Raw genomic sequence first — 22108 nt, 5'->3', positions numbered from 1 at the left:
CATGGCAGGGAGCCCGTCGTGGCGCGAATCACCTGATCCGGGCCGTACACCTCGCCTACCTGCCGGTAGATTCAAAGCTCGTTCAGCGATCATTCAGCGATCCAGTCTGAAACTTGTTCTAGATTACCGTCCCGGCGTAACCTCGCGGAGAACTGCAGGGAGAAGGGGGCCCGAGAGTGACCGCTGAGGCCATGGAGGCACGCCCCCGAAAGGGTTCCGGCGCCGACGGCGAGCGCCCGTTGCGCATCGCGCTCCTCACGTACAAGGGGAACCCGTTCTGCGGGGGACAGGGTGTCTACGTACGTCACCTCTCCCGCGAACTCGCCCGGCTCGGCCACAGCGTCGAAGTGATCGGCGCGCAGCCCTACCCCGTCCTCGACGAGGGCGAGGACCTGACGGGCCTCAAGCTCACCGAACTCCCCAGCCTCGACCTCTACCGCTCGCCGGACCCCTTCCGCACCCCCAAGCGCGACGAGTACCGCGACTGGGTCGACGCCCTCGAAGTGGCGACGATGTGGACCGGCGGCTTCCCCGAGCCCGTCACCTTCAGCCTCCGCGCCCGGCGGCACCTGCGCGCCCGGACCGGTGACTTCGACGTCGTGCACGACAACCAGACGCTCGGGTACGGCCTCCTCGGCGACCTCGGCGCGCCCCTCGTCACCACCATCCACCACCCCATCACCGTCGACCGGCAGCTGGAGCTGGACGCGGCGCCCGACTGGAAGCGCCGCGCCTCCGTCCGCCGCTGGTACGCGTTCACGCGCATGCAGAAGCGCGTCGCGCGCCGCCTCCCCTCGGTCCTCACCGTCTCCGGCACGTCCCGGCAGGAGATCGTCGACCACCTCGGCGTCCGCGCGGACCGCATCGAGGTCGTCCACATCGGCGCCGACACCGGCCTCTTCTCACCGGACCCCGCCGTCCCCGAAGTGCCCGGCAGGATCGTCACCACCTCCAGCGCCGACGTACCGCTCAAGGGCCTGATCCACCTCGTCGAGGCGCTCGCCAAGGTCCGCGCCGACCACCCCGGCGCCCACCTCGTCGTCGTCGGCAAGCGCGCCGAGGACGGCCCCGTCGCCCAGGCCATCGAGCGGCACGGCCTCGAAGGCGCCGTCGAGTTCGTCAAGGGCATCACCGACGCCGAACTCGTCGACCTCGTCCGCTCCGCGCAGGTCGCCTGCGTCCCTTCGCTGTACGAGGGGTTCTCGCTCCCCGCGGCGGAGGCGATGGCCACCGGCACGCCGCTCCTCGCCACCACCGGCGGCGCGATCCCGGAGGTCGCGGGCCCCGACGGGGAGACCTGCCTCGCCGTACCGCCGGGCGACGCGGGCGCGCTCGCGCACGGCCTGAACCGGCTGCTCGGCGACGGCGACCTGCGGGCCAGGCTCGGCGCGGCGGGGCGCGAACGCGTCCTCGCCAAGTTCACCTGGGCCCGCGCCGCCCAGGGCACGGCGGAGCTGTACCGCGCGGCGATGGACCGCTCCGCCACCACGCATCCCGGCCGCGCCGCGGCCACCACGACGTACTCCGGGAGCCATCGCTGATGCTGACCGTCGACTTCACCCGCTTCCCGCTCGCCGCGGGCGACCGCGTCCTGGACCTGGGCTGCGGCGCGGGCCGGCACGCCTTCGAGTGCTACCGGCGCGGCGCGCAGGTCGTGGCCCTCGACCGGAACGCCGAGGAAATCCGCGAGGTCGCCAAGTGGTTCGCCGCGATGAAGGAGGCCGGTGAGGCCCCCGCGGGCGCCACGGCCACCGCGATGGAGGGCGACGCGCTCAACCTGCCCTTCCCCGACGCGTCGTTCGACGTCGTCATCATCTCCGAGGTCATGGAGCACATCCCCGACGACAAGGGCGTCCTCGCCGAGATGGTGCGCGTCCTCAAGCCGGGCGGCCGCATCGCGGTGACCGTCCCGCGCTACGGCCCGGAGAAGGTCTGCTGGGCCCTGTCCGACGCCTACCACGAGGTCGAGGGCGGCCACATCCGCATCTACAAGGCGGACGAACTCCTCGAACGGATGCGGGAGTCGGGCCTCAAGCCGTACGGCACGCACCACGCGCACGCCCTGCACGCGCCGTACTGGTGGCTGAAGTGCGCGTTCGGCGTCGACAACGACAAGGCGCTGCCCGTGCGGGCGTACCACAAGCTGCTCGTCTGGGACATCATGAAGAAGCCCCTCGCGACGCGCGTCGCCGAGCAGCTGCTCAACCCCGTCGTCGGCAAGAGCTTCGTGGCGTACGCGACCAAGCCGCACCTCCCGAAGGCCTCCGCCGACGCAGGCGTCGACGCCGCGGCGGCCGCCAAGTGACGAGCCCGGAGCGGACCGAACACCTCGTCCTGCCCGGCGTCCTGACGGCCGATCAGGCCATCGCGACGGTACGCGGCATCCTCGCCGTGCAGCGCGAGGACGGCGCGATCCCGTGGTTCCGCGGCCACCACCTCGACCCGTGGGACCACACCGAGGCCGCGATGGCACTGGACGCGGCGGGCGAGCACGCGGCCGCCGAGCGCGCCTACGACTGGCTCGTACGCCACCAGAACCCGGACGGCTCCTGGTACGCGGCGTACGCCGACGGGGACCCGCACGACGTCACCGACCGCGGCCGCGAGACCAACTTCTGCGCCTACCTCGCCGTCGGCGTCTGGCACCACTACCTCTCCACCGGCGACGAGGCCTTCCTGGACCGCATGTGGCCCGCCGTGGTCGCCGCCGTCGAGTTCGTGCTCGCGCTCCAGCAGCCCGGCGGGCAGATCGGCTGGAAGCGGGAGCAGGACGGCACGCCGGTGACCGACGCACTCCTCACCGGCTCCTCGTCCATCCACCAGGCGCTGCGCTGCGCCCTCGCCATCGCCGAGGAGCGCGAAGAGGCCCAGCCCGACTGGGAGTTGGCCGCGGGCGCCCTCGCGCACGCGATCCGCCACCACCCCGAGCGGTTCCTCGACAAGGACCGCTACTCGATGGACTGGTACTACCCGGTCCTGGGCGGGGCGGTGACCGGCGTGGCCGCCAAGTCCCGCATAGAGGAGGGCTGGGACCGCTTCGTCGTCCCCGGCCTCGGGGTGCGCTGTGTCGTGCCCAACCCGTGGGTCACCGGCGGCGAGAGCGCCGAACTCGCCCTGGCCCTCTGGGTGATAGGCGAGTCCGACCGTGCCCTGGAAGTCCTCCAGTCCATCCAGCACCTGCGCGACCCGGAGTCGGGCCTGTACTGGACGGGCTACGTCTTCGACGACAGGACGGTCTGGCCCGAGGAACTCACCACCTGGACTGCGGGCTCGCTCCTCCTGGCCGTGGCGGCACTCGGCGGCGACGAGGCGACCTGCGCGGTCTTCTCGGGCGACCACCTGCCGCTTGGCCTGGACCCGGAGTGCTGCGAACCGCCTCAGTAGCGGCGCAGGCGGCCCGCCAGGGCGTGGCCGACGAGGAGGTAGACGATCGCGGCGAGGCCGTAACCCGCCACGACGCGCGCCCAGTCCTCGTCGAAGGTGAAGAGGTCGTGGGACCAGCCGGCCAGCCAGCGGGCCACGTCGTGGATGAACTGGACGAGGTCGTTGGCGCGGTTCGCGTCCAGCAGGTACATCAGGATCCACAGGCCGAGGATCGCGGCCATGACGTCGGCGACGATGACGATGACTCGCGCCGCAGTGCTGCTGTGGGAGTTCCGCGTGGGAGACATAGAGCCCGGATACCTGGGAACGCCCCGTTGAAACCCGGACGGGCGCATCCCGGTGGCGGGGCACGGGCGCCGGGGTGAGGCTGCGGGAGAGGTCCGCGTACTCCCGCGGGCCGCTCAGCTCCCGTCTGGAGGCCCCGTCGTGCCCAGCCCCGTACCCGTCCGCCGTGCCGCGGTCTCCCTCACGCTCTGCGGCGCCCTGCTGGCCGGTGCGACGGCCTGCGGCGGCAGCGGCGAGGACACCGCCGCCGCGTCGGCGCCGTCCACCAGCAGCAGCGCCGAGAAGCAGAAGTTCGCCAAGACCCGCTTCGTCGCCAACGCGGGCCTGGCGGCCGGGGCGACGTACCAGTGGATCGTGAAGCCGTACCGCGCGGGCAAGTTCAAGAAGGGCGCGGGCGGCCGCAAGTTCGCCCTCATCAAGGCGGGCCTCGCGGGCGCGTTCACGTACAACAGGCTGAAGGCCGCGACGAAGAACGCGAAGGGCGACCCGACCCTCTCCAAGGCGGTGGCCCCCCTGACATCCGGCATCGACGCCCTGAAGGACCTGCCGTCCAAGCTCCGCAAGGGCGAGGGTACGGACTCGGTGGTGAACTCCTTCGACGACATCATCAAGGACGTCAAGGGCGCGGGCAGCAGCGCGGGCGCGGACGTCAAGGACAAGGTGCCGTCGGCGGGCGAGCTCACCAAGGGATGAGCAAGGGCGCGTCTCTGCCTACGAGTTGAGCTCCGCCAGGACCCGCAGCGTGTGCGGGTCCGGCGCGAGCACGAGCAGGTCCGTCACCGGCCCCTTGCGCCACAGCTCAAGGCGTTCGGCGATGCGGGCACGCGGCCCGACCAGCGAGATCTCGTCCGCGAAGGCATCCGGTACCGCGAGCACCGCCTCCTCCCTGCGGCCCGCGAGGAACAGCTCCTGGATGTGCCGGGCCTCGTCCTCGTACCCCATGCGCGCCATCAGGTCCGCGTGGAAGTTGCGGGCGGCGTGCCCCATCCCGCCGATGTAGAAGCCGAGCATGGCCTTGACGGGGAGCAGACCTTCGGCGACGTCGTCGCACACCTTCACGCGGGCCATGGGGGCGATGAGAAACCCCTCGGGGACGTCGGCGAGCGACGCCTCGTACACATCGGTTCGCAGCGGCGACCAGTACAGCGGCAGCCAGCCGTCCGCGATCCGCGTCGTCTGCGCGATGTTCTTGGGCCCCTCGGCGCCGAGCAGGATGGGCAGGTCGGCGCGGAGGGGATGGGTGATCGGCTTGAGGGGTTTGCCGAGACCGGTGCCGTCATCCCCGCCGTACGGGTGGGAGTGGAAGCGGCCCGCCACCTCCACGGGCCCTTCGCGGCGCAGGACTTGGCGGATCACCTCGACGTACTCGCGGGTCGCGGTCAGCGGCGATTTCGGGAACGGCCGCCCGTACCATCCCTCCACCACCTGCGGCCCGGACAGCCCGAGCCCTAGCATCATCCGCCCGCCGGAGAGGTGGTCAAGGGTGAGTGCGTGCATGGCGGTGGTGACGGGGGAGCGCGCCGCCATCTGCGCGACGGCCGTGCCCAGCTTGATCCGCGAGGTCTGCGCGGCGATCCAGGTCAACGGCGTGAAGGCGTCCGATCCCCAGGCCTCGGCGGTCCACACGGAGTCGTAGCCGAGCCGCTCGGCCTCCTGGGCCAGGGCGACGTGCCCGGGGTCGGGGCCGCGCCCCCAGTATCCGAGTGCGAGCCCGAGCCGCATAGGCCTGCCTCCCTGGCGAACTGATGGTGTGTCAGGTGGTCCGTAGGGGAGGGACTGTACGACAACGGCCCCCCGCCCGGAAGGGCGAGGGGCCGCGGTACCGCGAGTGCGGGGGGATCAGCCGCGCTGGATCCCCGTGGTGTCCTGCAGGACGCCGCGACGGCCGTCCTGCGTCTGGGCCACCAGACCGGGACCGCGCTGCTCGACGGCCAGGTACCAGGTGCCCGGCGCCAGCTCGGCGATCGGCGTCGGCGAGCCGTCCTCCGCGTACAGCGGACGCGGCACCGGCACGGCGAACCAGAACGGCGAGAAGTCACCGGCGGGCTGCGCCTGCGCGGGCGGCGGGGTCTGCCCGGCCTGCGGCTGCGGCTGGCCACCGAAGGACTGACCCTGCGGCTGGCCCGGCTGAGCGCCGTACGGGGCACCCGGCTGCGGCTGACCCGCACCGGCGCCCGGGTAGCCGTAGCCACCCTGCGGCTGACCGCCGTAGGGCTGCGGGGCCATCGGCTTCGGGCCGCCCATGAGGGGAGCCTTCAGCGCAGGAACGATCAGCCCGGCGACCGCACCGGCGGCGAGCACGAGGGCGCCGATCAGGCCGAGGATGAGGCCGACACCGGCGTCCGGGGAGTCTCCGCGGCCGAGCGAGCTGTCGAAGACGAAGTTGTAGGACTGGTCGGTGTCGAAGATCGCACCGAGCGAGCTCCACGCGGAGGCGATGGCGAAGGCCACGCCGAGCTGGCCGAGGTCGAGGCCCGCGACCTTGCGCTGCTGCGGCAGCGCGCGGCCGACGACGATGAGGGCCGCACCGATGATGCCGAGCAGGTACACGCTCAGCAGCAGGTTGCCGTTTTCCCAGGCGTTCGGCAGCTTGTCATCGGGAAGGCCGTCGATGTCGAGGGTGTTGAGGAACGAGGCGATGAAGAGCAACACCGCTGCTCCGATCACCACGCCGTCGCCTCGAGTGAGGGAGCGGAAATTCACTTCAGGGTCCTTCGTCAGTCGTCTCGTCAGTGGAGGCGTCGCTGTCGCCGTAGTCGCGGTCGTGTCGCGGTGCGCGAAGCGCGGGGGTGGCCCCTCATCGTAGGGAGGACAATATCGTCCGGACGTGCGGGGTGTCTGCTCGGGATAAAGACGTCCACGCTTCATGGCGAAGACGTTCACCTCCGCTTACGCCCCTACTTCCGCAGGAACCCCGCGATTCCCTCAGAAATCCCCTGCGCCGCCTTCTGGCGCCACGCGGAGCTCGTCAGCAGGGCCTCGTCCTTCGCGTCCCGCATGTTCCCGCACTCGATGAACACCTTGGGAACCGTGGAGAGGTTGAGGCCCCCGAGGTCCGTGCGGGTGTCCAGGCCCGTGCCGCCGCCGATGTAGTTGGAGGGCGCGCTGCCCGTCACGCTCACGAACTTCCCGGCGATGCGCTCGCCCAGCTCCTTCGAGGGCGCGACGATCGCCGAGGTGTCGGCCGAACCCGACCGCACCTTCCCCGGCATGATCACGTGGTAGCCGCGGTTGCCCGCGCCCGAGCCGTCGGCGTGGATGGAGACCACCGCGTCGGCGTGCGCCTTGTTGCCGATGCGGGCGCGCTCGTCGACGCACGGGCCCCACGGGCGGTCGCCGTCCTGCGTGAACTTGACCGTGACGCCCTGCTTCTCGAGCAGCGACCGCAGCCGGTGCGCGACGTCCAGGGTGAACTTCGCCTCGGTGTAGCCGTGGTTGGTGGACGTGCCCGTCGTGTCGCACTCCTTGCGGTTCGTCCCGATGTCCACCTGCCGGTTGATGTCCGACGCGTGGCGGAAGTTGCCGGGGTTGTGGCCGGGGTCGATCACGACGACCTTGCCCTTGAGGGGGCCGTTGGCGGCGGGACGGCCACCGGACGGCTTCGTGGCCGAATCGTTGTCGTCGGAGTCCCCGCTCTTGCCGTCCTTGTCGTTCTTGTCCTTTTCCTTGGCCTTGTCGGAGGGGCTGGTTCCGGAAGAGGAGGAGGCGGACGGCGCGTCCTGGTCGGTGGACGCGCTCGACGATGCGGGCAGCGATCTCGCCGGTTCGTTCCCGTCGGGCCCGCTTGTCGCCTGGTAGACGAGATAGCCCGCCAGACAGGTCGGGACCAGCGCGGCGACGGCCACCGTCAGCGGTCGGCGGACGCTGCGCCGGGGCGGCTGGGAGGGATCGAATTCCGGACCTACGTACGACACGAGGGCGAGCCTATCCGCGAGGCCGGGCCCCTCGCTCCTGTTGAGGTCGGATACCCGTCGCTCCCGCTGGGGTCAGATCCCCGGCGCCGTGCGCCGCAGCACGCGCAGCGAGTCCGCCACCGCGACCTCCGTGAACGCACCGGACTCCAGAGCCCTGAGGTAGACGCGGTACGGCGCCTGCCCGGTCATGATGTCGACCGGGTCGGGGAACACGTCGTGGATGACGAGCAGCCCGCCCTCGGCGACGTGCGGCGCCCAGCCCTCGTAGTCGGCCGTGGCGTGCTCGTCCGTGTGGCCGCCGTCGATGAAGACCAGGCCGAGCGCGCCGCCCCACGCCTTCGCCACCTGCGGCGAGCGCCCGACGACCGCGATCACGTGGTCCTCAAGGCCTGCCTTGTGCAGGGTGCGGCGGAAGGTGGGCAGCGTGTCCATCCGGCCGACCTCGGGGTCCACCGTCTCCGGGTCGTGGTACTCCCAGCCGGGCTGCTGCTCCTCGCTGCCGCGGTGGTGGTCGACGGTGATCGCGGTCACCCCGGCCCGCCGCGCCGCGTCGGCGAGCAGGATCGTGGAGCGGCCGCAGTACGTGCCGACCTCCAGGAGCGGGAGCCCGAGCGCGGCGGCCTCCGTCGCGGCCGCGTACAGCGCGAGCCCCTCGCCGCGCGGCATGAAGCCCTTGGCGGCCTCGAAGGCGGCGAGGATCTCCGGCTCGGGCGCGGGCTCGGCGACGGCGGCCATGGGGGTTCCTCCGGGTCAGGTGGTCGTACGCGGGTATGGCCGCCCATGATGCACGGCACCCCCGCCACGGGCGTGACGGGGGTGCGTGCTTCGTGGTTCGGGTGCTGGTCGTTCAGGTGCTGGTCCGTTCAGGCCGGTACGTCGCTGCTGCCCGGCAGCGACAGGTCCAGCTCGACCGGGCGGTCCTGGCCGGGGTGGGCCGCCGCGGACGCCAGCGGGCCGTGGCCCGTGGCCCGCACGGCGAGGACGTACGAACCGTCGCCGGGCACGGCCAGCTCGTACCGCCCGCCGTCGTCCGTGAGCGCAGCGCCCGCCTGACGGCCGCTGCGGTCGATCAGCGTCACCTTGGCGCGGGGGACGGGCGTCCCGTCCGCGCCCCGCACCTGCCCGTGGAAGCCCGCGAGCACCTGGACCGCGCGCTCCAGGTTCGCGTCCTCCTCGCTGCTGGCCCGCAGCTGCGTGGTGGCCGGACGGCGCGCGGAGGGCAGCATCAGCGCGAAGAACAGACCGACGACGACCGCGCCACCGGCGATCAGGAACGAGACGCGGAAGCCGTGCATGGTCGGTACGGCGACGCCACCGACGTGGTGAGCGGTGTTGGCCAGGACCATGCCGATCACGGCGCTCGACACCGACGTGCCGATCGAGCGCATCAGGGTGTTGAGGCCGTTGGCCGCGCCGGTCTCGGACGGGTCGACCGAGCCGATGATGAGCGCGGGCAGCGAGGAGTAGGCGAGGCCGATGCCCGCGCCGAGCAGCACCGAGATGACGATGGTCTGCCAGGCGGCGCTCATCAGGCCGAGCCCGGCGCCGTAGCCGATCGCGATGATCAGCATGCCGAGGATGAGGGTCACCTTCGGGCCGTACTTCGCCGACAGACGGGCGTAGACCGGCGCGGTGAACATCATGGTCAGGCCGAGCGGCATCACGCACAGGCCCGCCACGACCATCGACTGGCCGAGGCCGTAGCCGGTCGCGGTCGGCAGCTGGAGGAGCTGGGGCAGGACGAGCGAGACGGCGTAGAAGGCGACGCCGACCATGATCGAGGCGAGGTTGGTGAAGAGCACCGAGCGGCGGGCGGTGGTGCGCAGGTCGACCAGCGGGGCCTTGACGCGCAGCTCCATCACGCCCCACAGGACGAGGACGACGGCCGCGGCGCCGAAGAGGCCGAGAGTGGTGGGGTCGCTCCAGCCCCAGTCGCTGCCCTTGGTGATGGGCAGCAGGAACAGGACGAGTCCGGCGGAGAGGCCGATCGCGCCGAGCACGTCGAAGGTGCCCTGGGCGCGGACCGGGCTCTCGGGGACGAACACGAGGGTCAGTGCGATCGAGACGACGCCGAGACCCGCGGCGCCGAAGAACAGGGCGTGCCAGTCGGCGTGCTGCGCGGTCAGCGCGGCGACGGGCAGGGCGAGGCCGCCGCCGACGCCGATGGAGGAGCTCATCAGGGCCATCGCCGAGCCGAGCTTCTCGCGGGGCAGCTCGTCGCGCATCAGGCCGATGCCGAGCGGGATGGCGCCCATCGCGAAGCCCTGGAGCGCGCGGCCCACGATCATCACGACGAGATCGTCGGTGAAACCGCAGACCAGCGAGCCCACGACCATCACGGCAAGGCTGCTGAGCAGCATCTTCCGCTTGCCGTACAGGTCGCCGAGGCGGCCCATGATCGGCGTGGAGACGGCGCCGGCGAGGAGGGTCGACGTCATGACCCAGGTGGCGTTGGACGGCGAGGTGCTCAGCAGCTCGGGCAGGTCCTTGATGACCGGCACGAGAAGGGTCTGCATCACCGCGACGACGATGCCGGAGAAGGCGAGCACGGGGACGACCCCGCGTATGCCGCGTGGATGGTTCGTCGACATCGACATCGACATTGCTTGGGGCCTCCGGGCGGAAGGTCGGGCTCGGCAGGAGCGGGAACGTGTGTGTAGGTCGAACCTGTTTCCCTGGGCGACTATTCCGACGGATGTCGTACGAGGGGAATTCTTGACCGTTTGTTAACCGAGTCATCAGGCGGGTCTTCTGCCGCGGCGGCACTCCGCAGTCACCTGACCTTCCGTCAGAATGGAACGTGTTCTACTCTGTCGCCGTCCCGGCAGCTGCTACCGGCGAGGGTGTCCATGGGGATCGGAATCACGCGGGAACAGAGGGAGTTGGCGTCGGCGGTTCGCGGCTGGCTCGCGCGCGCCGTGCCGCCCGAGGAGACGCGCAAGCTCCTGGACGGACCACCCGGCGGCGGCCGTCCCGCCCACTGGGACGGGCTCGCGGAGCAGGGACTCCTCGGTGTTCACCTGCCCGAGGAGTACGGGGGTGGGGGCGGCGACCTCCTCGACCTGGCCGTGGTCCTCGAAGAGGCGGCGCGGGCCGCGCTTCCCGGGCCGTTCGCGGCGAGCTCCCTCGCCTCGCTGGTGCTGCGCAGGGCGGGCGCGCACGATCTTGCGGCCGAACTGGCGCGGGGCGTACGGATCGGGGCGGTCGCGCTGGACGCGGGCACGCTGACGGCCGTCGCCGGGCCGGACGGGTACGTCCTTGACGGGGTGGCGCCGCCCGTGCTCTCCGGCGGGGAGGCGGATGTGCTGATTCTGGCGGCGGGGGCGGCGGGGGCGGCGGGGGCGGCGGGGGCGGCGGGCGCGTCGGACGCGTCGTGTGCGGCGGTGGCATCGGTCGCGGGGCCGGTTTGGCTTGCCGTCGACGCCGCCGCGCTGACCGTACGTACCCACGACAGCGCCGACCCGACCCGCCCCACCGCCGAAGTGAGCGCACGGGGTGTCCACGTCCCCGCCGACCGGGTGCTCGCCGTGGACTCCGCGACCGTCCGCGACCTGGCCGCCGCCGTACTCGCCGCCGACGCCTGCGGCACCGCCGCGTGGGCGCTGCACACCGCCGCCGAACACGCCAAGGTGCGCGAGCAGTTCGGGCGGCCCATCGGCCGGTTCCAGGGCGTCAAGCACCTCTGCGCGGACATGCTGGTCCGCGTGGAGCAGGCGCGGGCCCTGGCCTGGGACGCGGCCCGCGCGGCGGACGAGCCCGACATGCCCGATGTGCCCACTGACGTGCCCCACCTGCCCGCCGACCTGCCCGGCGACGTGCGCGGCCTGGTCACGGCGCTCGCCGCGGGTACCGCCCTGGACGCCGCGTACTCCTGCGCCAAGGACTGCGTGCAGATCCTCGGCGGCATCGGCTTCACCTGGGAGCACGACGCGCACCTGTACCTGCGCCGGGCGGTCGTCGCGCGGCAACTGCTCGGCGCGGGCGACGCGCACCGGCTGCGCGCCGTGCGGCTCGCGGAGGGCGGCGCGCGACGCGTGCTGCGCATGGAGCTCCCGGAGGAGGTGGCAACGTACGACCACCGGACCCGGGCCCGCGAGGCGATCGCCCCCGCCCGCGGACTCGACCCGGCCGCGGCCCGCAAGGCCCTCGCCCCCACCGGCTACGCCGCCCCACACCTCCCCGCACCGCACGGACTGGGCGCAGGCCCCGTACAACAACTGGTGATCCAGGAGGAGTTGAAAGACGCCGGGGTCAAGCTCAGCGACCTCGGGATCGCGACCTGGGTGATCCCCTCCCTCATCGCGTACGGCACCGAGGAGCAGCGCGAACGCTTCCTCCCGCCCACCCTGCGCGGCGAGCTGCTCTGGTGCCAGCTCTTCAGCGAGCCGGAAGCGGGCTCCGACCTCGCCTCCCTGCGTACGAGGGCCGAGCGCGTCGACGGCGGATGGCGCGTCAACGGGCAGAAGGTGTGGACGAGCGCGGCCCAGTGGGCGGACCACGGCATCCTCCTCGCCCGCACCAACCCGTCGGCGCCCAAGCACAAGGGGCTGACGTACTTCCTCGTCGACATGAAGGCGGCGCGCGGCATCGACGTCCGCCCGCTCAAGGAGATCACCGGGGACGCCCTCTTCAACGAGGTGTACTTCGACGACGTCTTCCTCCCGGACACGGCGGTCGTCGGCGTGATCGACGACGGCTGGCGGGTCGCCCGCCACACCCTCGGCAACGAACGCGTCCACATGGCGGACCAGTTGACGTTCGACACCGGCCTGGAGGCGCTGATCGCGCGGGCCGGTGAACTCGACGGCGCCTACCGCGCACGCATCGGGGCGCTCGCCGCCGAGGCGCACGCCCTCGCCTGCATCGGCCTGCGTACGACCATCCGGCAGGTCGCGGGTGCGGAGCCGGGCGCGGGCGCCGCCGTACGCAAACTCGTCCAGACCCCGCACCAGCAGAAGGTCGCCGAGCTCGCCCTCGAACTCCTCGGCGCGGCGGGCGCGGTCCGCGAAGGCGCGGCGGAGCGGGCGCTGCACGGCTTCCTGATGTCGCGCTGCCTGACGATCGCGGGCGGCACGACCCAGGTCCAGCTCAATGTCGTCGCCGAGCGCATTCTCGGCCTGCCGCGTGACTGAAGGGACCTTGATGAAGGCGTACATAGTGGGCGTCGGCATGACGAAGTTCGAGAAGCCCGAGACGCGCGACTGGCAGTACTGGGACATGGTGAAGGAGGCGGGCACCCAGGCCCTTGAGGACGCCGGAATCGCGTACGACCAGGTCGAGCAGGTCCCCGTCGGGTACTGCTTCCAGGCCTCGACGGCAGGCCAGCGCGCCGCCTACGAACTCGGCCTGACGGGCGTCCCCGTCTACAACGTCAACAACAACTGCGCGACCGGGTCGACCGCCCTGATGATGGCGCGCCAGTTCGTCGAGGGCGGCCTGAACGACTGCGTGCTCGCGCTCGGCTTCGAGAAGATGGCGCGGGGAGCGCTGGGAGGCGGCAGCGGTGGCAGCGACGGGGGAGACTTCAAGACGTCACCCGTGGCCCGGCACTACGGGATCATGGCGGCCCGCCACGGCTTCGAGATGACCCCGCCCACCGCGCAGATCTTCGGCAACGCGGCCCGCGAGCACATGGAGAAGTACGGCACGACCGAGGCGCAGCTCGCCGCGGTCGGCGCGAAGAACCACCGGCACTCCACGAACAACCCGTACGCGCAGTTCCAGGACGCGTACACCGTCGACGAGATCCTCGCCGCCAAGACCATCCACCGCCCGCTCACCAAGCTCCAGTGCTCCCCGACGTCGGACGGTTCGGCGGCGGCGGTGGTGGTCTCGGAGCGGTTCGTGGAGCGGCACGGGCTGGAGCCGAAGGCGGTCGAGATCGCCGCCCAGGCCATGACCACCGACACCGGCGAATCCTTCGACTCCGGGTCGTGCATCGACGCCGTCGGGCAGCCGATGTCGCGGGCGGCGGCGCGCCAGGTGTACGAGGCGTCCGGGCTCGGCATCGAGGACGTGGACGTCGTCGAGCTGCACGACTGCTTCTCCGTCAACGAACTCCTGACGTACGAGGCGCTGGGCATGTGCGCGCCCGGCGAGTCGGGAAAGCTGGTCGAGAGCGGCGCGACGACGTACGGCGGACGGTGGGTGGTGAACCCCTCCGGCGGCCTCATCTCCAAGGGCCATCCGCTCGGCGCGACGGGCATCGCGCAGGTCGCGGAGTTGACGTGGCAGTTGCGCGGGGAGGCGGCGGCGAGGCAGGTCGAGGGGGCGCGGGTGGGGCTCGCGCACAACATCGGGCTGGGCGGGGCGGCGGTGATGACGGTGCTGCGGAGGCCGTAAGGCCTGGTGGGCAGGGGCGGGGCGGGGGCGGGGCGGGGAGGGAGGTCCTAGTCCTGTCGGCCGAGGTCCCGTCGAGCGAATTTCCGATGCGTCGCTCGAGTTTCGCTTGAGAGGATGGCTGTCATGGTCCAGACGCCCTCCACCACTTACTCGTCCCAGTCGCCCCAGTCGCCCCAGTCGCCCCAGTCGCCCCAGTCGTTCCCCTCGCCCTCTTCGTCCTCCGTGGACAGCTCAACCCCCTCCGGGGCCGCGCCGCCCGCCCGGAAGAGATCCGTCCCGGTGTGGGCCGTACTGCTCACGGCGTGCGCGGGCCAGTTCCTCGTCGTCCTTGACGTGTCCGTGGTGAACACCGCGCTGCCGTCGATGCGGTCCGACCTGGGCATGAGCGCGGTCGGCCTGCAATGGGTCGTCAACGCGTACTCCATAGCCTTCGCCGGATTCATGCTGCTCGGCGGGCGCGCCGGGGACCTCTTCGGGCGGAAGCGGATGTTCCTGGTCGGCCTGGGCCTGTTCACCGCCGCCTCGCTGGGCGGCGGCCTCGCGCAGGCCGAGTGGCAGCTCCTCGCGGCGCGCGCCGTGCAGGGTCTCGGCGCGGCGGTCCTCGCCCCCTCGACCCTGACGATCCTCACGTCGGCGGTGCCCGAGGGCCCGGCGCGGGCGCGGGCGATCGGCGTCTGGTCGGCGGTCGGCGCGGGCGGCGGCGCGGCGGGCGGCCTGGTCGGCGGGGTCCTGACCGACCTGCTCTCCTGGCGCTGGGTGCTCCTTATCAACGTGCCGGTCGGCGCCCTGGTGATCGTCGCGGGCATCGCCTGGCTCACCGAGAGCAAGGCCGACCGGACCCGGCGTCTGGACGTGCCGGGCGCGGTGCTCGTGACGGCCGGTCTCGCCACCCTCGCGTACGGGATCGTGCAGACGGAGGAGAAGGGCTGGACGGCGGCCGCGACCCTCGTACCCCTCGCGGCGGGACTGGCCCTGCTCGCGGCGTTCCTCGTGGTGGAGTCGCGTACGAAGGCGCCGCTCATGCCGCTGAAGCTGTTCAAGGTGCGGACGGTGTCGGCCGCGAACGCCGCGATGTTCGTGTGCGGCGGCGGCATGTTCGCCATGTGGATGTTCATGACGCTCTACACGCAGAACGTCCTCGGGTACTCCCCGCTCAAGGCGGGCCTCGCCCTCATGCCGTCCTCGCTCACCGTCGTCCTCGGCTCGATGCTCGCGCCGCGCCTGATGCCGGTGTTCGGGCCGAAGACCGTGTCCGTGGTGGGCATCGTCGTGGCGTCCGTGGGCTTCGGGTGGCAGTCGACAATGACGGTCGACGGCGCGTACGTCACCGCGATCCTGCTGCCCGGCCTCGTGATGATGTTCGGCGCGGGCCTCGCGACGACGCCGCTCGCCTCGCTCGCCACGTCGGGTGCCCGGCCGGGCGACGCGGGACTCGTCTCCGGCCTGGTCAACACCTCGCGCACCATGGGCGGCGCGCTCGGACTCGCGGTCCTCTCCACGGTGGCGGCGGCACAGATGCGCGGCTCGACGTCGCCGCAGGCGCTCACCGACGGCTACGCGATGGCGTTCCGGACCAGCGCGTTCATCCTGCTGGCGGGGGTGGCGGTGCTGCTGGTGTGGATGCCGGGACGCCGGGGCCGGGATCAGGACACCGACTGAGGCAACGGTTTGCGGCCTCCATGGACTCCAATGTGCAAGGAGGCATTCATGGGGGAGCAAGAGCAAACTGTTGAAGTGGGCGGGTTCGACGGGGCGTCCGACAACGACTTCCAGGCATTCGTCACGAGCCGCTGGTCGCACCTGATGCGCACGGCGTTCCTTCTCACGGGGCAGCAGTACGCCGCGGAGGACCTGGTGCAGTCGTCCCTGGAGCGGACGTATGTGTCGTGGCGGAGGGTAAGCGCGGCGGGTGACCCGGATGCGTATGTGCGCCGGATCATGATCAACCTCCACGCGCGCAAGCACCGCCGCAAGCTCAAGGAGTTCCTGTCGTTGCAGGACTCGGGCCCGGTGTTCGACAGACCCGAGCACGGCGACCGCATGGCACAGGCGGACGACCGCGCCGCGCTGCTGCACGCCCTCGCCCAACTGCCCACCCGCCAGCGAGAAGCGGTCGTCCTCCGGTACTGGGAGGACCTGAGCGAGACGCAGACCGCCGAGGCCATGGGCTGCTCGGTCGGTGCGGTCAAGAGCAACGCCGCCAAAGGGATCGCCAAGCTGCGCGCCATACCCGAACTGACCGAGAAGGTCGGAAGCCGAGGGGAGAAGTAATGACCAGGGACCAGGACCCGGCGCGGCTCGACGTGGGCGTGGACGTGGACGCGGACGCGCACGGTGACATCGCCCACCGCCTCGCGGACGCGGCGGACGAGGTCGAGATCGGTGCGGCCCCGTACCAGGCGGTGCTGCGCGGCGGCCGGCGCAGGAAGACGCGCCGCTGGGCCCTCGGCGCCCTGGCGGCCGCCACGATCGTAGCCTCGACCGGTTCGCTGGCACTGGCCGTCGTGGACGGCAGGGACGACACACGGGCGGCAGCACAACACGGCACCGCCCGCACCCGGCACGTCTACACCCCTCACGTCACCCCCCTGACCGAGGTGCGGGACGGCTCCGGAACGCCGGTGGCGCGGGTGGAGCTGGAGGTGTGGGGCGCGCCGCGTGACGACGCGGAGGCGCGCGGCCAGAAGAAGGCGATGACGGAGGCAGGCGTGTGGGACGAGCGGACGACGGACCCCGTCCCGGACGCCGACCGGCCCTGGTACGCGATCGTCGTGAGAGCCGACGGCAAGGACAAGGTGGCGTCCTTTGGACTGCAGGACAAGGAGCCGGGCGGAGACGACGGCCTGAGCTTCGCCTCGGTGGAGTTCGAGGTGAAGGGCAGGACCCTCACTGTCGGGCACGTGGGCCCGGGGACGAAGCGTGTGGAGTACGAGTACGAGCACGGCACGTCCGAGCCGGAACTCCACGAGGCGGCGGGCTCCGCGTACTTGTGGTTCACACGGCAGGAGGGCGAGCCGGGCCCCTCGGGCAAGCTGCTGTCCACCCGGCTCTACGGCGAGGACAAGGTGGTGACGACAGTGCAGGAGGACTGACGGCCCGCCACGCCACGGCCGCGCAGGCCGCCTGCTTCACAACCACCCCTGCTGCCGGGCCTCCCGCACCGCTTCCATCCGGTTCCGCGTCCCCGTCTTGCCGATCGCCGCCGACAGATAGTTCCGTACGGTCGACTCCGACAGGTGCAGCGTGCCCGCGATGTCGGCGACCGTGGCCCCGTCCACGGAAGCCTTGAGGACATCCGCCTCACGGCCGGTCAGCGGGCTGGGCCCGGCACTGAGCGCGGCCGCGGCGAGCGCCGGATCGATGACCGTCTCGCCCCGCAACGCCCGCCGGACCGCTTCGGCAAGCTCCTCCACGGGCCCGTCCTTGACCAGGAACCCGACCGCGCCCGCCTCCATGGCGCGCCGCAGATACCCGGGCCTGCCGGAGGTCGTGAGAATCAGCACCCGGCAGTCGGGGCACTCCTCACGGAGGTCGGCAGCGGCATCCAGACCGCTGCGCCCCGGCAGCTCGATGTCGAGCAGCGCGACGTCCGGCCGGGCGTTGAGCGCCGCGTCGACGATCTCGTCGCCCCTGCCGACCTGAGCGACGACCTCGATGTCCTCCTCAAGCCCGAGCAACAACGCCAGCGCACCCCGCATCATGCCCTGGTCCTCGGCGAGGAGAACTCTTACGGATTTCGCCGGGCGGTGGTCTCGGGGCATCTCGTTCATGGGGGTCAGAGTACGGCGAGCACCCCAACTCGTAGCAGCAAAAGGCCCCGGTCAGAGCCGGAGAATCCGGGGAACACCGACCGGGGCAGCCACAGGGGCTCAGTCGTCGGCAGGCGGGAAGACGAACCCCCGCGTCGGGCCTTGCTGCCGTTTCTCCGGGGGCTCGGGGCTGATCTCGCGGAACTTCGCCCCAACGGATGCCAGCGCGTCAGCGGTCGTGTCCTCACGGGTCGCAGGATCGGCGCTGTCGTACACGCGCCACGCCCCCGCCGGGTTCTCCGGATCTACCGGCGCGACCACACCAGGGATGCCCAGACGCCTCAACGTGGCGTCGACCTGCCGGGCTTGTTCCGCGTCCATGCCCTCACCTCTCAGCCGTACGTGGGGGCAGCCTAGCTACCGCCGCCCCCACCCCCTGAGCAGTGAGACGCGCACTTGCCGGGATTGATAGGCCCACACCCTCCCGGCTTCGGTGTGTGCGAGCAATTCGCGGCCACGGCAACCAGAGCCTTGGTCGGCCCCGTCCACAGCTCGCCGTCCACGCTGTACCCGGCCTGTTCGATCAGCGCCACGGTGCGAGTCAGCGTGTGCGGGTCGTGGCGCTCCTCGTCGGGACGCTCCGGCCAGTGGTGCACGAACCGACCAAGTCGTTCACACAGCTTGGCGTACAGGTTCGTATGCAAGATCAGCGCGTGCCATCCCTCGTCCACCACGTTGGACGGCGTGCTCTTGACCGTAGGGAACTGGGCAGCAGCGACAACGAACTTGAGTGCTTCCACCACGATTCGCTGTGCCGTAGCGTCGGGCATGTCGGGGTTGTTGTCGCGCACTGTTGCGACGACACCCCCAAACCCGTCAGGGGTGAGCAAGTCGCGTACATGGTTCATGTGCGTGTCTCCCTGATGTGTGGCCCGTCCCCCGGTTGCCGACCTGTCCAGGGTTTCCACCAACCGGGGGCGGGGTCTCAGCGTGCTGACCCGCCCGGCCTCTCCGCTTGACGGGGCGTGAGGCCGGACGGGACTTGATGCCCGCCCCTCATGCGGGTTGCCTTCCGTGGGGTTGGGAGGCTCATTCGGTTCATCGTCTGCGAGAGGGGCGAGCGGTCTATAGGTGGGACGGATCCGTGCGCAGGTAGCCGCACACCGCGTAGGTGAGCAGGGTCGCGCTGATGAGGAACGCCCGCAGCGCCCAACGGCCTAGGCGGTTCATGGGCAGCCAGGTCTGTCCTCAGTGAACGTGACGTACCCAGCTTCCCCGTTGATCGGGTCGGTCGCGGGCGCATCGGTCTTCGCTGTCATCGGTGCAGTCCCCTCGCGTGGTCCGTTCTCCACCACGCTAGGAACGCCGGGCCCTCAACTCACAGCAGAGTGCACGATGTTGCACGCCAATTACAGCAGGGGGGCCAGGGCTTGGGCGATCAGCGCGCGGGCCTTCGCGCCGTAGGCCGCCGTATCGGCAAGTTCCGCGAACGTGTCGGCGTAAGCCTTGATCTCGCTGGGCTGCGTGATCGTGAGGTACCCGCTGACCAACTCGACGTTGACTTGCGCCTTGTCGTAGAGCCAGAATCCTTCGACAGGCATACGCGAGCGGGCCAGCCGCGAAGGGACCACACCCAGGCTCACATGCGCCAACTCGCCGTCAGCGAGGGAGCGCAGCCGCTCCAGCTGTTCGGCCTGTGTCTCCTCGTCGCCGTAGCCGTTGTGCAACACGGACTCCTCGACCAGGAACGCGAAGCGTCGCCGTCCCTCGTAGAGCACGCGCTGACGGTCCATGCGGGCGGCCACAGCATCGGCCACGTCATCGACCGGTACCCGCCTTCGCTGAACAGCGCGCAAGACCGCTTCGGTGTACCCGTACGTCTGGATCAGCCCGGGCACCAGCCAGGAGGAGTACGAGCGGAACCAGCGGGTGCGCTCATACAGCGGCAAACGAGCTTCCTGCGCCCGTCGCAGGCCTGCGCGCTCCATACGGCGCCAGTCCACCCACATGCCCTCGGCGGCCCGCAGCGAGGCGATCAGGTCCTCTGTGTGCTCCTCCGCGCAGGTCGCCCGGCACCAGGCCCGAATGTCGTCAGCGCTGGGGGGCGTACGGCCGTTCATGATCCGTGACGACTTGGACCGGCTCCACTCGCAGCGCTCGGCGAGATCAGAGCCAGTCAGGCCAGCATCCCGGCACAGCTCAGCGAGACGATCCGCCAGAGCCTGCCGGGCTTGCTGCGCGCTGGAAGACGGGGAGACAGCCATGGTGCGTCAGGCGGGCCGGTACTCCTCGTGCGGGACGGCACGTTTCCACGCTGCCTCGTACGCGCTGACGTACAGCTCGGCTAGCGCGGCGTCGTGCACGACTTCCATGCGGGGTTCGGTCCACTGGCCTTCGCCGCTGAAGTGGTGCAGGATCACGGTCTGTTCGTCCATGACCCAGCCGTCCAGCGCGGGGAGTAGCAGACCGCGCGTCAGCGAGCGAGGTAGCCAACGCACGTCCTCACCCGCTGCAATGTTCGTGAACGTGCCGTCGTACTCATAGCGCATGTAGTCACTCAGCGGCTCTGAGACGACGCGCAGACGGCGCATGTGGACCCCTCGGCCGGTTGTCTCGGCCACCACGTCCAGCCACGACCGCCACCATGACTCGCGGTCGGCCGGGTCGTACCGGTGCCCCTCCTGCCAGCGGATGAACTCCGGGTCGTCCCGCATGTAGCTGTCCCGCATCTCAAGGTGCAGGGCTGAACGCTGCGCCTTGGCGAGTGCTTCACGTACCGCTGTTGCCACCGTCGTTGACCTCACTGTCCGGGCGGGGGATGAACTGGAGCATGTTCGCGGGCAGACGGATCACGCTCTCGTGGTCCGGTACGTCCGTGGAGTGACCGGGGATCGAGCCAACCTCGCGAGCCTGACGGACAGTTGCATCATCCGCGGTCCATGACTGGATGATCAGGTCGCCGGTCGTGTCGTCCAGCCAGATCGTGGGCGAACCGTCGTCGGGGGTGTTGGGCCAGATGCCGAGGAACTTTAGGGCCACGACGCGCTCCTCCACCGAGTGTGTCGCACGGATGTGCACGACCATCACGCCTACGGACGAACGCGTCAAGACCGCCTCAGATTCGTGTCCGGCGCGGGAGGCCGCTGCGGTGGGCACCGGTGTTGGGGGGCGTCCGGGGTCGGGACGATCTCGGTTGCCGGCAGGGTCGCCGTGACGCGGAAGCCGGAGTGGGGGGACGGGCCCGAGGTGAGGGAGCCGCCTGCTGCGGCCAGGCGTTCGGTCAGGCCCTTCAGGCCGCTGCCGGGCGGGCCCGAGCCCTCGCCGCGACCGTCGTCCGTGATGACCAGGCGCGTCTCGTCGGGCGTGCCCGTGACCTCGATCCGGCAGTGGGCGGCGCCGGAGTGGCGTACGACGTTGGTGGCGGACTCGCGCACCACCCAGCCGAGGAGTGCCGCCGTCTGCGGGGCGAGGGGCGGCCCCGACTGGCGGACGACCGTGCCGACACCGGCCGCCTCGAGGAGGTCGCGGGCGCGGTCGAGCTCCGTGGCGAGGCTGCCCTCGCGGTAGCCCGTGACGGCCTCGCGGATCTCGGTCAGTGCTTGGCGGCCGACGGACTCGATGTCGGCGACCTGGCCGAGCGCCGCGTTCAGGTCGCGTGGGGCCAGGCGGCGCGTGGCCTCCGCCTTCACCACGATCACGGAGAGCGTGTGGCCGAGCAGGTCGTGCAGGTCGCGGGAGAAGCGGAGGCGTTCCGCCTCGACGGCGGTGCGGGCCAGTTCCTCACGGGTCTCGCGGAGTTCGCGTACGGCCTCGGAGAGGGAGAGGATCGCGGCGGTCACCATGGTGGAGAGGAACGTGCCGTAGGCGACGTTCAGGCCGGTCCAGCCCTCCCTGAACCCGCCGATGACGCCCACGAGGACGCTCAGGGCCAGGCTGATCGGCCCGAGACGGCGCCCGCGCACGATGGCCCCGACGGCCAGGCCGAGCAGCGGGAAGAAGAGGAGCCAGTTGCCGCCGTACGCGACGGCGAGGGCGACGGTCAGCAGGCCGAGGAGGACGAGCGCCAACCTCGTGGCGCGTGCCTCGCGGGTGTACTTGTTGAAGGCGCGGAAGGCGATGAAGACGTAGAGGGAGTTGAAGAGGAGAACCCCGAGGGCGCCGATCCAGGGGTTGGAGGTCTCGCCCTTGAGGAGGTGGGAGATGGCGCCCAGGCCCATGAGCAGCCAGGGCAGGAGCGCGAATCCGTTGGGCGGCGGGCCCAGGTGCTCGATTCTGCCGCCGGTCCTGCGGCCTTCCCGCCACTCCTCCTTGATGCGCCGGTGCTCGCCCTTCCACTCGGCGCGGGCGTTCCTCCGGTCGGAACGCGCGTCCCGCCGCTCCTGCATCCGGCAACTGACCCTGTTCTTCCAGGACATGTCCAGGTACCTCGTCCTA

At 71.1% G+C, this 22108-nt stretch carries 23 protein-coding genes; 9 read left to right on the top strand and 14 right to left on the bottom strand.

The genetic code is table 11. From position 1 onward, the window contains the following. Positions 1-176 precede the first annotated feature (176 nt). Genes NOO62_RS12470 through NOO62_RS12460 form a run of 3 tightly spaced genes read left to right on the top strand, consistent with a single transcriptional unit; the run spans position 177 to position 3384 of the window. Positions 177-1541 carry a glycosyltransferase family 4 protein gene (locus tag NOO62_RS12470; protein WP_268770956.1) on the top strand — a complete coding sequence of 455 codons (1365 nt, stop codon included), beginning with the start codon at positions 177-179 and terminating at the stop codon, positions 1539-1541. Beyond that, entirely contained in the window at positions 1541-2305 is a 765-nt protein-coding gene (locus tag NOO62_RS12465) for a class I SAM-dependent methyltransferase (protein WP_268770955.1), read from the top strand. The genes NOO62_RS12470 and NOO62_RS12465 overlap by 1 nt, the downstream gene beginning before the upstream one ends. Beyond that, the gene (locus tag NOO62_RS12460; RefSeq protein WP_268770954.1) at positions 2302-3384 is read left to right on the top strand and encodes a prenyltransferase/squalene oxidase repeat-containing protein; all 1083 of its coding nucleotides are present in this window, start codon (positions 2302-2304) and stop codon (positions 3382-3384) included. Before NOO62_RS12465 ends, NOO62_RS12460 begins: the two co-directional genes overlap by 4 nt. Here NOO62_RS12460 and NOO62_RS12455 read toward each other — a convergent pair. Beyond that, positions 3378-3671, bottom strand: a complete 294-nt coding sequence (locus NOO62_RS12455) for a hypothetical protein (RefSeq protein WP_150167242.1) — start codon at positions 3669-3671, stop codon at positions 3378-3380. The two genes, NOO62_RS12460 and NOO62_RS12455, sit on opposite strands and share 7 nt — an antisense overlap. 139 nt (positions 3672-3810) lie before the next feature. Here NOO62_RS12455 and NOO62_RS12450 point away from each other — a divergent pair, with 139 nt between their 5' ends. Beyond that, the gene (locus tag NOO62_RS12450) at positions 3811-4362 is read left to right on the top strand and encodes a hypothetical protein (RefSeq protein WP_268770953.1); all 552 of its coding nucleotides are present in this window, start codon (positions 3811-3813) and stop codon (positions 4360-4362) included. An 18-nt stretch (positions 4363-4380) separates the two neighbouring features. On the opposite strand, the gene NOO62_RS12445 is transcribed toward NOO62_RS12450, so the two are convergent. The 5 genes from NOO62_RS12445 to NOO62_RS12425 all read right to left on the bottom strand — a co-directional run bounded on the left by NOO62_RS12445 (position 4381) and on the right by NOO62_RS12425 (position 10180). Beyond that, entirely contained in the window at positions 4381-5391 is a 1011-nt protein-coding gene (locus NOO62_RS12445) for an LLM class F420-dependent oxidoreductase (protein ID WP_268770952.1), read from the bottom strand. Positions 5392-5508: 117 nt separating this feature from the next. Further along, entirely contained in the window at positions 5509-6372 is an 864-nt protein-coding gene (locus tag NOO62_RS12440) for a hypothetical protein (protein WP_268770951.1), read from the bottom strand. Positions 6373-6566: 194 nt separating this feature from the next. After that, positions 6567-7583: an N-acetylmuramoyl-L-alanine amidase gene (locus NOO62_RS12435; protein ID WP_268770950.1), complete on the bottom strand. Its 1017-nt coding sequence runs from the start codon at positions 7581-7583 to the stop codon at positions 6567-6569. 72 nt (positions 7584-7655) lie between these two features. Next, positions 7656-8318 carry a class I SAM-dependent methyltransferase gene (locus NOO62_RS12430; protein ID WP_268770949.1) on the bottom strand — a complete coding sequence of 221 codons (663 nt, stop codon included), beginning with the start codon at positions 8316-8318 and terminating at the stop codon, positions 7656-7658. Between the two features lie 128 nt (positions 8319-8446). Beyond that, the gene (locus tag NOO62_RS12425; protein ID WP_268775591.1) at positions 8447-10180 is read right to left on the bottom strand and encodes an MFS transporter; all 1734 of its coding nucleotides are present in this window, start codon (positions 10178-10180) and stop codon (positions 8447-8449) included. 252 nt (positions 10181-10432) lie between these two features. Here NOO62_RS12425 and NOO62_RS12420 point away from each other — a divergent pair, with 252 nt between their 5' ends. After that, a complete protein-coding gene (locus NOO62_RS12420; RefSeq protein WP_268770948.1) occupies positions 10433-12715 on the top strand; it encodes an acyl-CoA dehydrogenase in 2283 nt (760 codons plus the stop codon). Positions 12716-12725: 10 nt separating this feature from the next. Continuing rightward, positions 12726-13925, top strand: coding sequence for a lipid-transfer protein (locus NOO62_RS12415; RefSeq protein WP_268770947.1), 1200 nt, complete (start codon positions 12726-12728; stop codon positions 13923-13925). Positions 13926-14071: 146 nt separating this feature from the next. Here the strand turns inward: NOO62_RS12415 and NOO62_RS12410 are convergent, their stop codons facing one another. Beyond that, positions 14072-14224 carry a hypothetical protein gene (locus NOO62_RS12410; protein WP_268770946.1) on the bottom strand — a complete coding sequence of 51 codons (153 nt, stop codon included), beginning with the start codon at positions 14222-14224 and terminating at the stop codon, positions 14072-14074. Here NOO62_RS12410 and NOO62_RS12405 point away from each other — a divergent pair. From NOO62_RS12405 to NOO62_RS12395, 3 genes are read left to right on the top strand one after another with little or no spacing between them, the layout of a single operon-like run. Further along, the gene (locus tag NOO62_RS12405; protein ID WP_268770945.1) at positions 14205-15584 is read left to right on the top strand and encodes an MFS transporter; all 1380 of its coding nucleotides are present in this window, start codon (positions 14205-14207) and stop codon (positions 15582-15584) included. The two genes, NOO62_RS12410 and NOO62_RS12405, sit on opposite strands and share 20 nt — an antisense overlap. A 48-nt stretch (positions 15585-15632) precedes the next feature. Next, the gene (locus NOO62_RS12400) at positions 15633-16196 is read left to right on the top strand and encodes a SigE family RNA polymerase sigma factor (RefSeq protein WP_268770944.1); all 564 of its coding nucleotides are present in this window, start codon (positions 15633-15635) and stop codon (positions 16194-16196) included. Then, the gene (locus NOO62_RS12395; protein ID WP_268770943.1) at positions 16196-17017 is read left to right on the top strand and encodes a hypothetical protein; all 822 of its coding nucleotides are present in this window, start codon (positions 16196-16198) and stop codon (positions 17015-17017) included. The genes NOO62_RS12400 and NOO62_RS12395 overlap by 1 nt, the downstream gene beginning before the upstream one ends. 36 nt (positions 17018-17053) lie before the next feature. Here NOO62_RS12395 and NOO62_RS12390 read toward each other — a convergent pair whose 3' ends face one another. The 7 genes from NOO62_RS12390 to NOO62_RS12360 form a co-directional block, all read right to left on the bottom strand. After that, positions 17054-17695, bottom strand: coding sequence for a response regulator transcription factor (locus NOO62_RS12390; RefSeq protein ID WP_268770942.1), 642 nt, complete (start codon positions 17693-17695; stop codon positions 17054-17056). 99 nt (positions 17696-17794) lie between these two features. Continuing rightward, positions 17795-18055 (bottom strand): hypothetical protein, encoded by a 261-nt coding sequence (locus NOO62_RS12385; RefSeq protein WP_268770941.1) that lies wholly within the window; start codon positions 18053-18055, stop codon positions 17795-17797. Positions 18056-18087: 32 nt separating this feature from the next. Then, positions 18088-18582 carry a glycine-rich domain-containing protein gene (locus NOO62_RS12380; protein ID WP_268770940.1) on the bottom strand — a complete coding sequence of 165 codons (495 nt, stop codon included), beginning with the start codon at positions 18580-18582 and terminating at the stop codon, positions 18088-18090. Between the two features lie 501 nt (positions 18583-19083). Continuing rightward, complete coding sequence (locus tag NOO62_RS12375) at positions 19084-19938, bottom strand: helix-turn-helix domain-containing protein (protein ID WP_268770939.1); 855 nt, start codon at positions 19936-19938, stop codon at positions 19084-19086. Positions 19939-19944: 6 nt separating this feature from the next. Continuing rightward, a complete protein-coding gene (locus NOO62_RS12370) occupies positions 19945-20463 on the bottom strand; it encodes a DUF6879 family protein (RefSeq protein ID WP_414930811.1) in 519 nt (172 codons plus the stop codon). Continuing rightward, a complete protein-coding gene (locus NOO62_RS12365) occupies positions 20444-20713 on the bottom strand; it encodes a hypothetical protein (RefSeq protein WP_268770938.1) in 270 nt (89 codons plus the stop codon). The genes NOO62_RS12370 and NOO62_RS12365 overlap by 20 nt, the downstream gene beginning before the upstream one ends. A gap of 65 nt (positions 20714-20778) precedes the next feature. Continuing rightward, complete coding sequence (locus NOO62_RS12360; RefSeq protein WP_268770937.1) at positions 20779-22089, bottom strand: sensor histidine kinase; 1311 nt, start codon at positions 22087-22089, stop codon at positions 20779-20781. Positions 22090-22108: the final 19 nt, after the last annotated feature.

Source organism: Streptomyces sp. Je 1-369, assembly GCF_026810505.1.
Taxonomy (GTDB): Bacteria; Actinomycetota; Actinomycetes; order Streptomycetales; family Streptomycetaceae; genus Streptomyces.
Note: the sequence above shows the minus strand (reverse complement) of the source record. Positions and strands in the feature narration are given on the sequence as shown.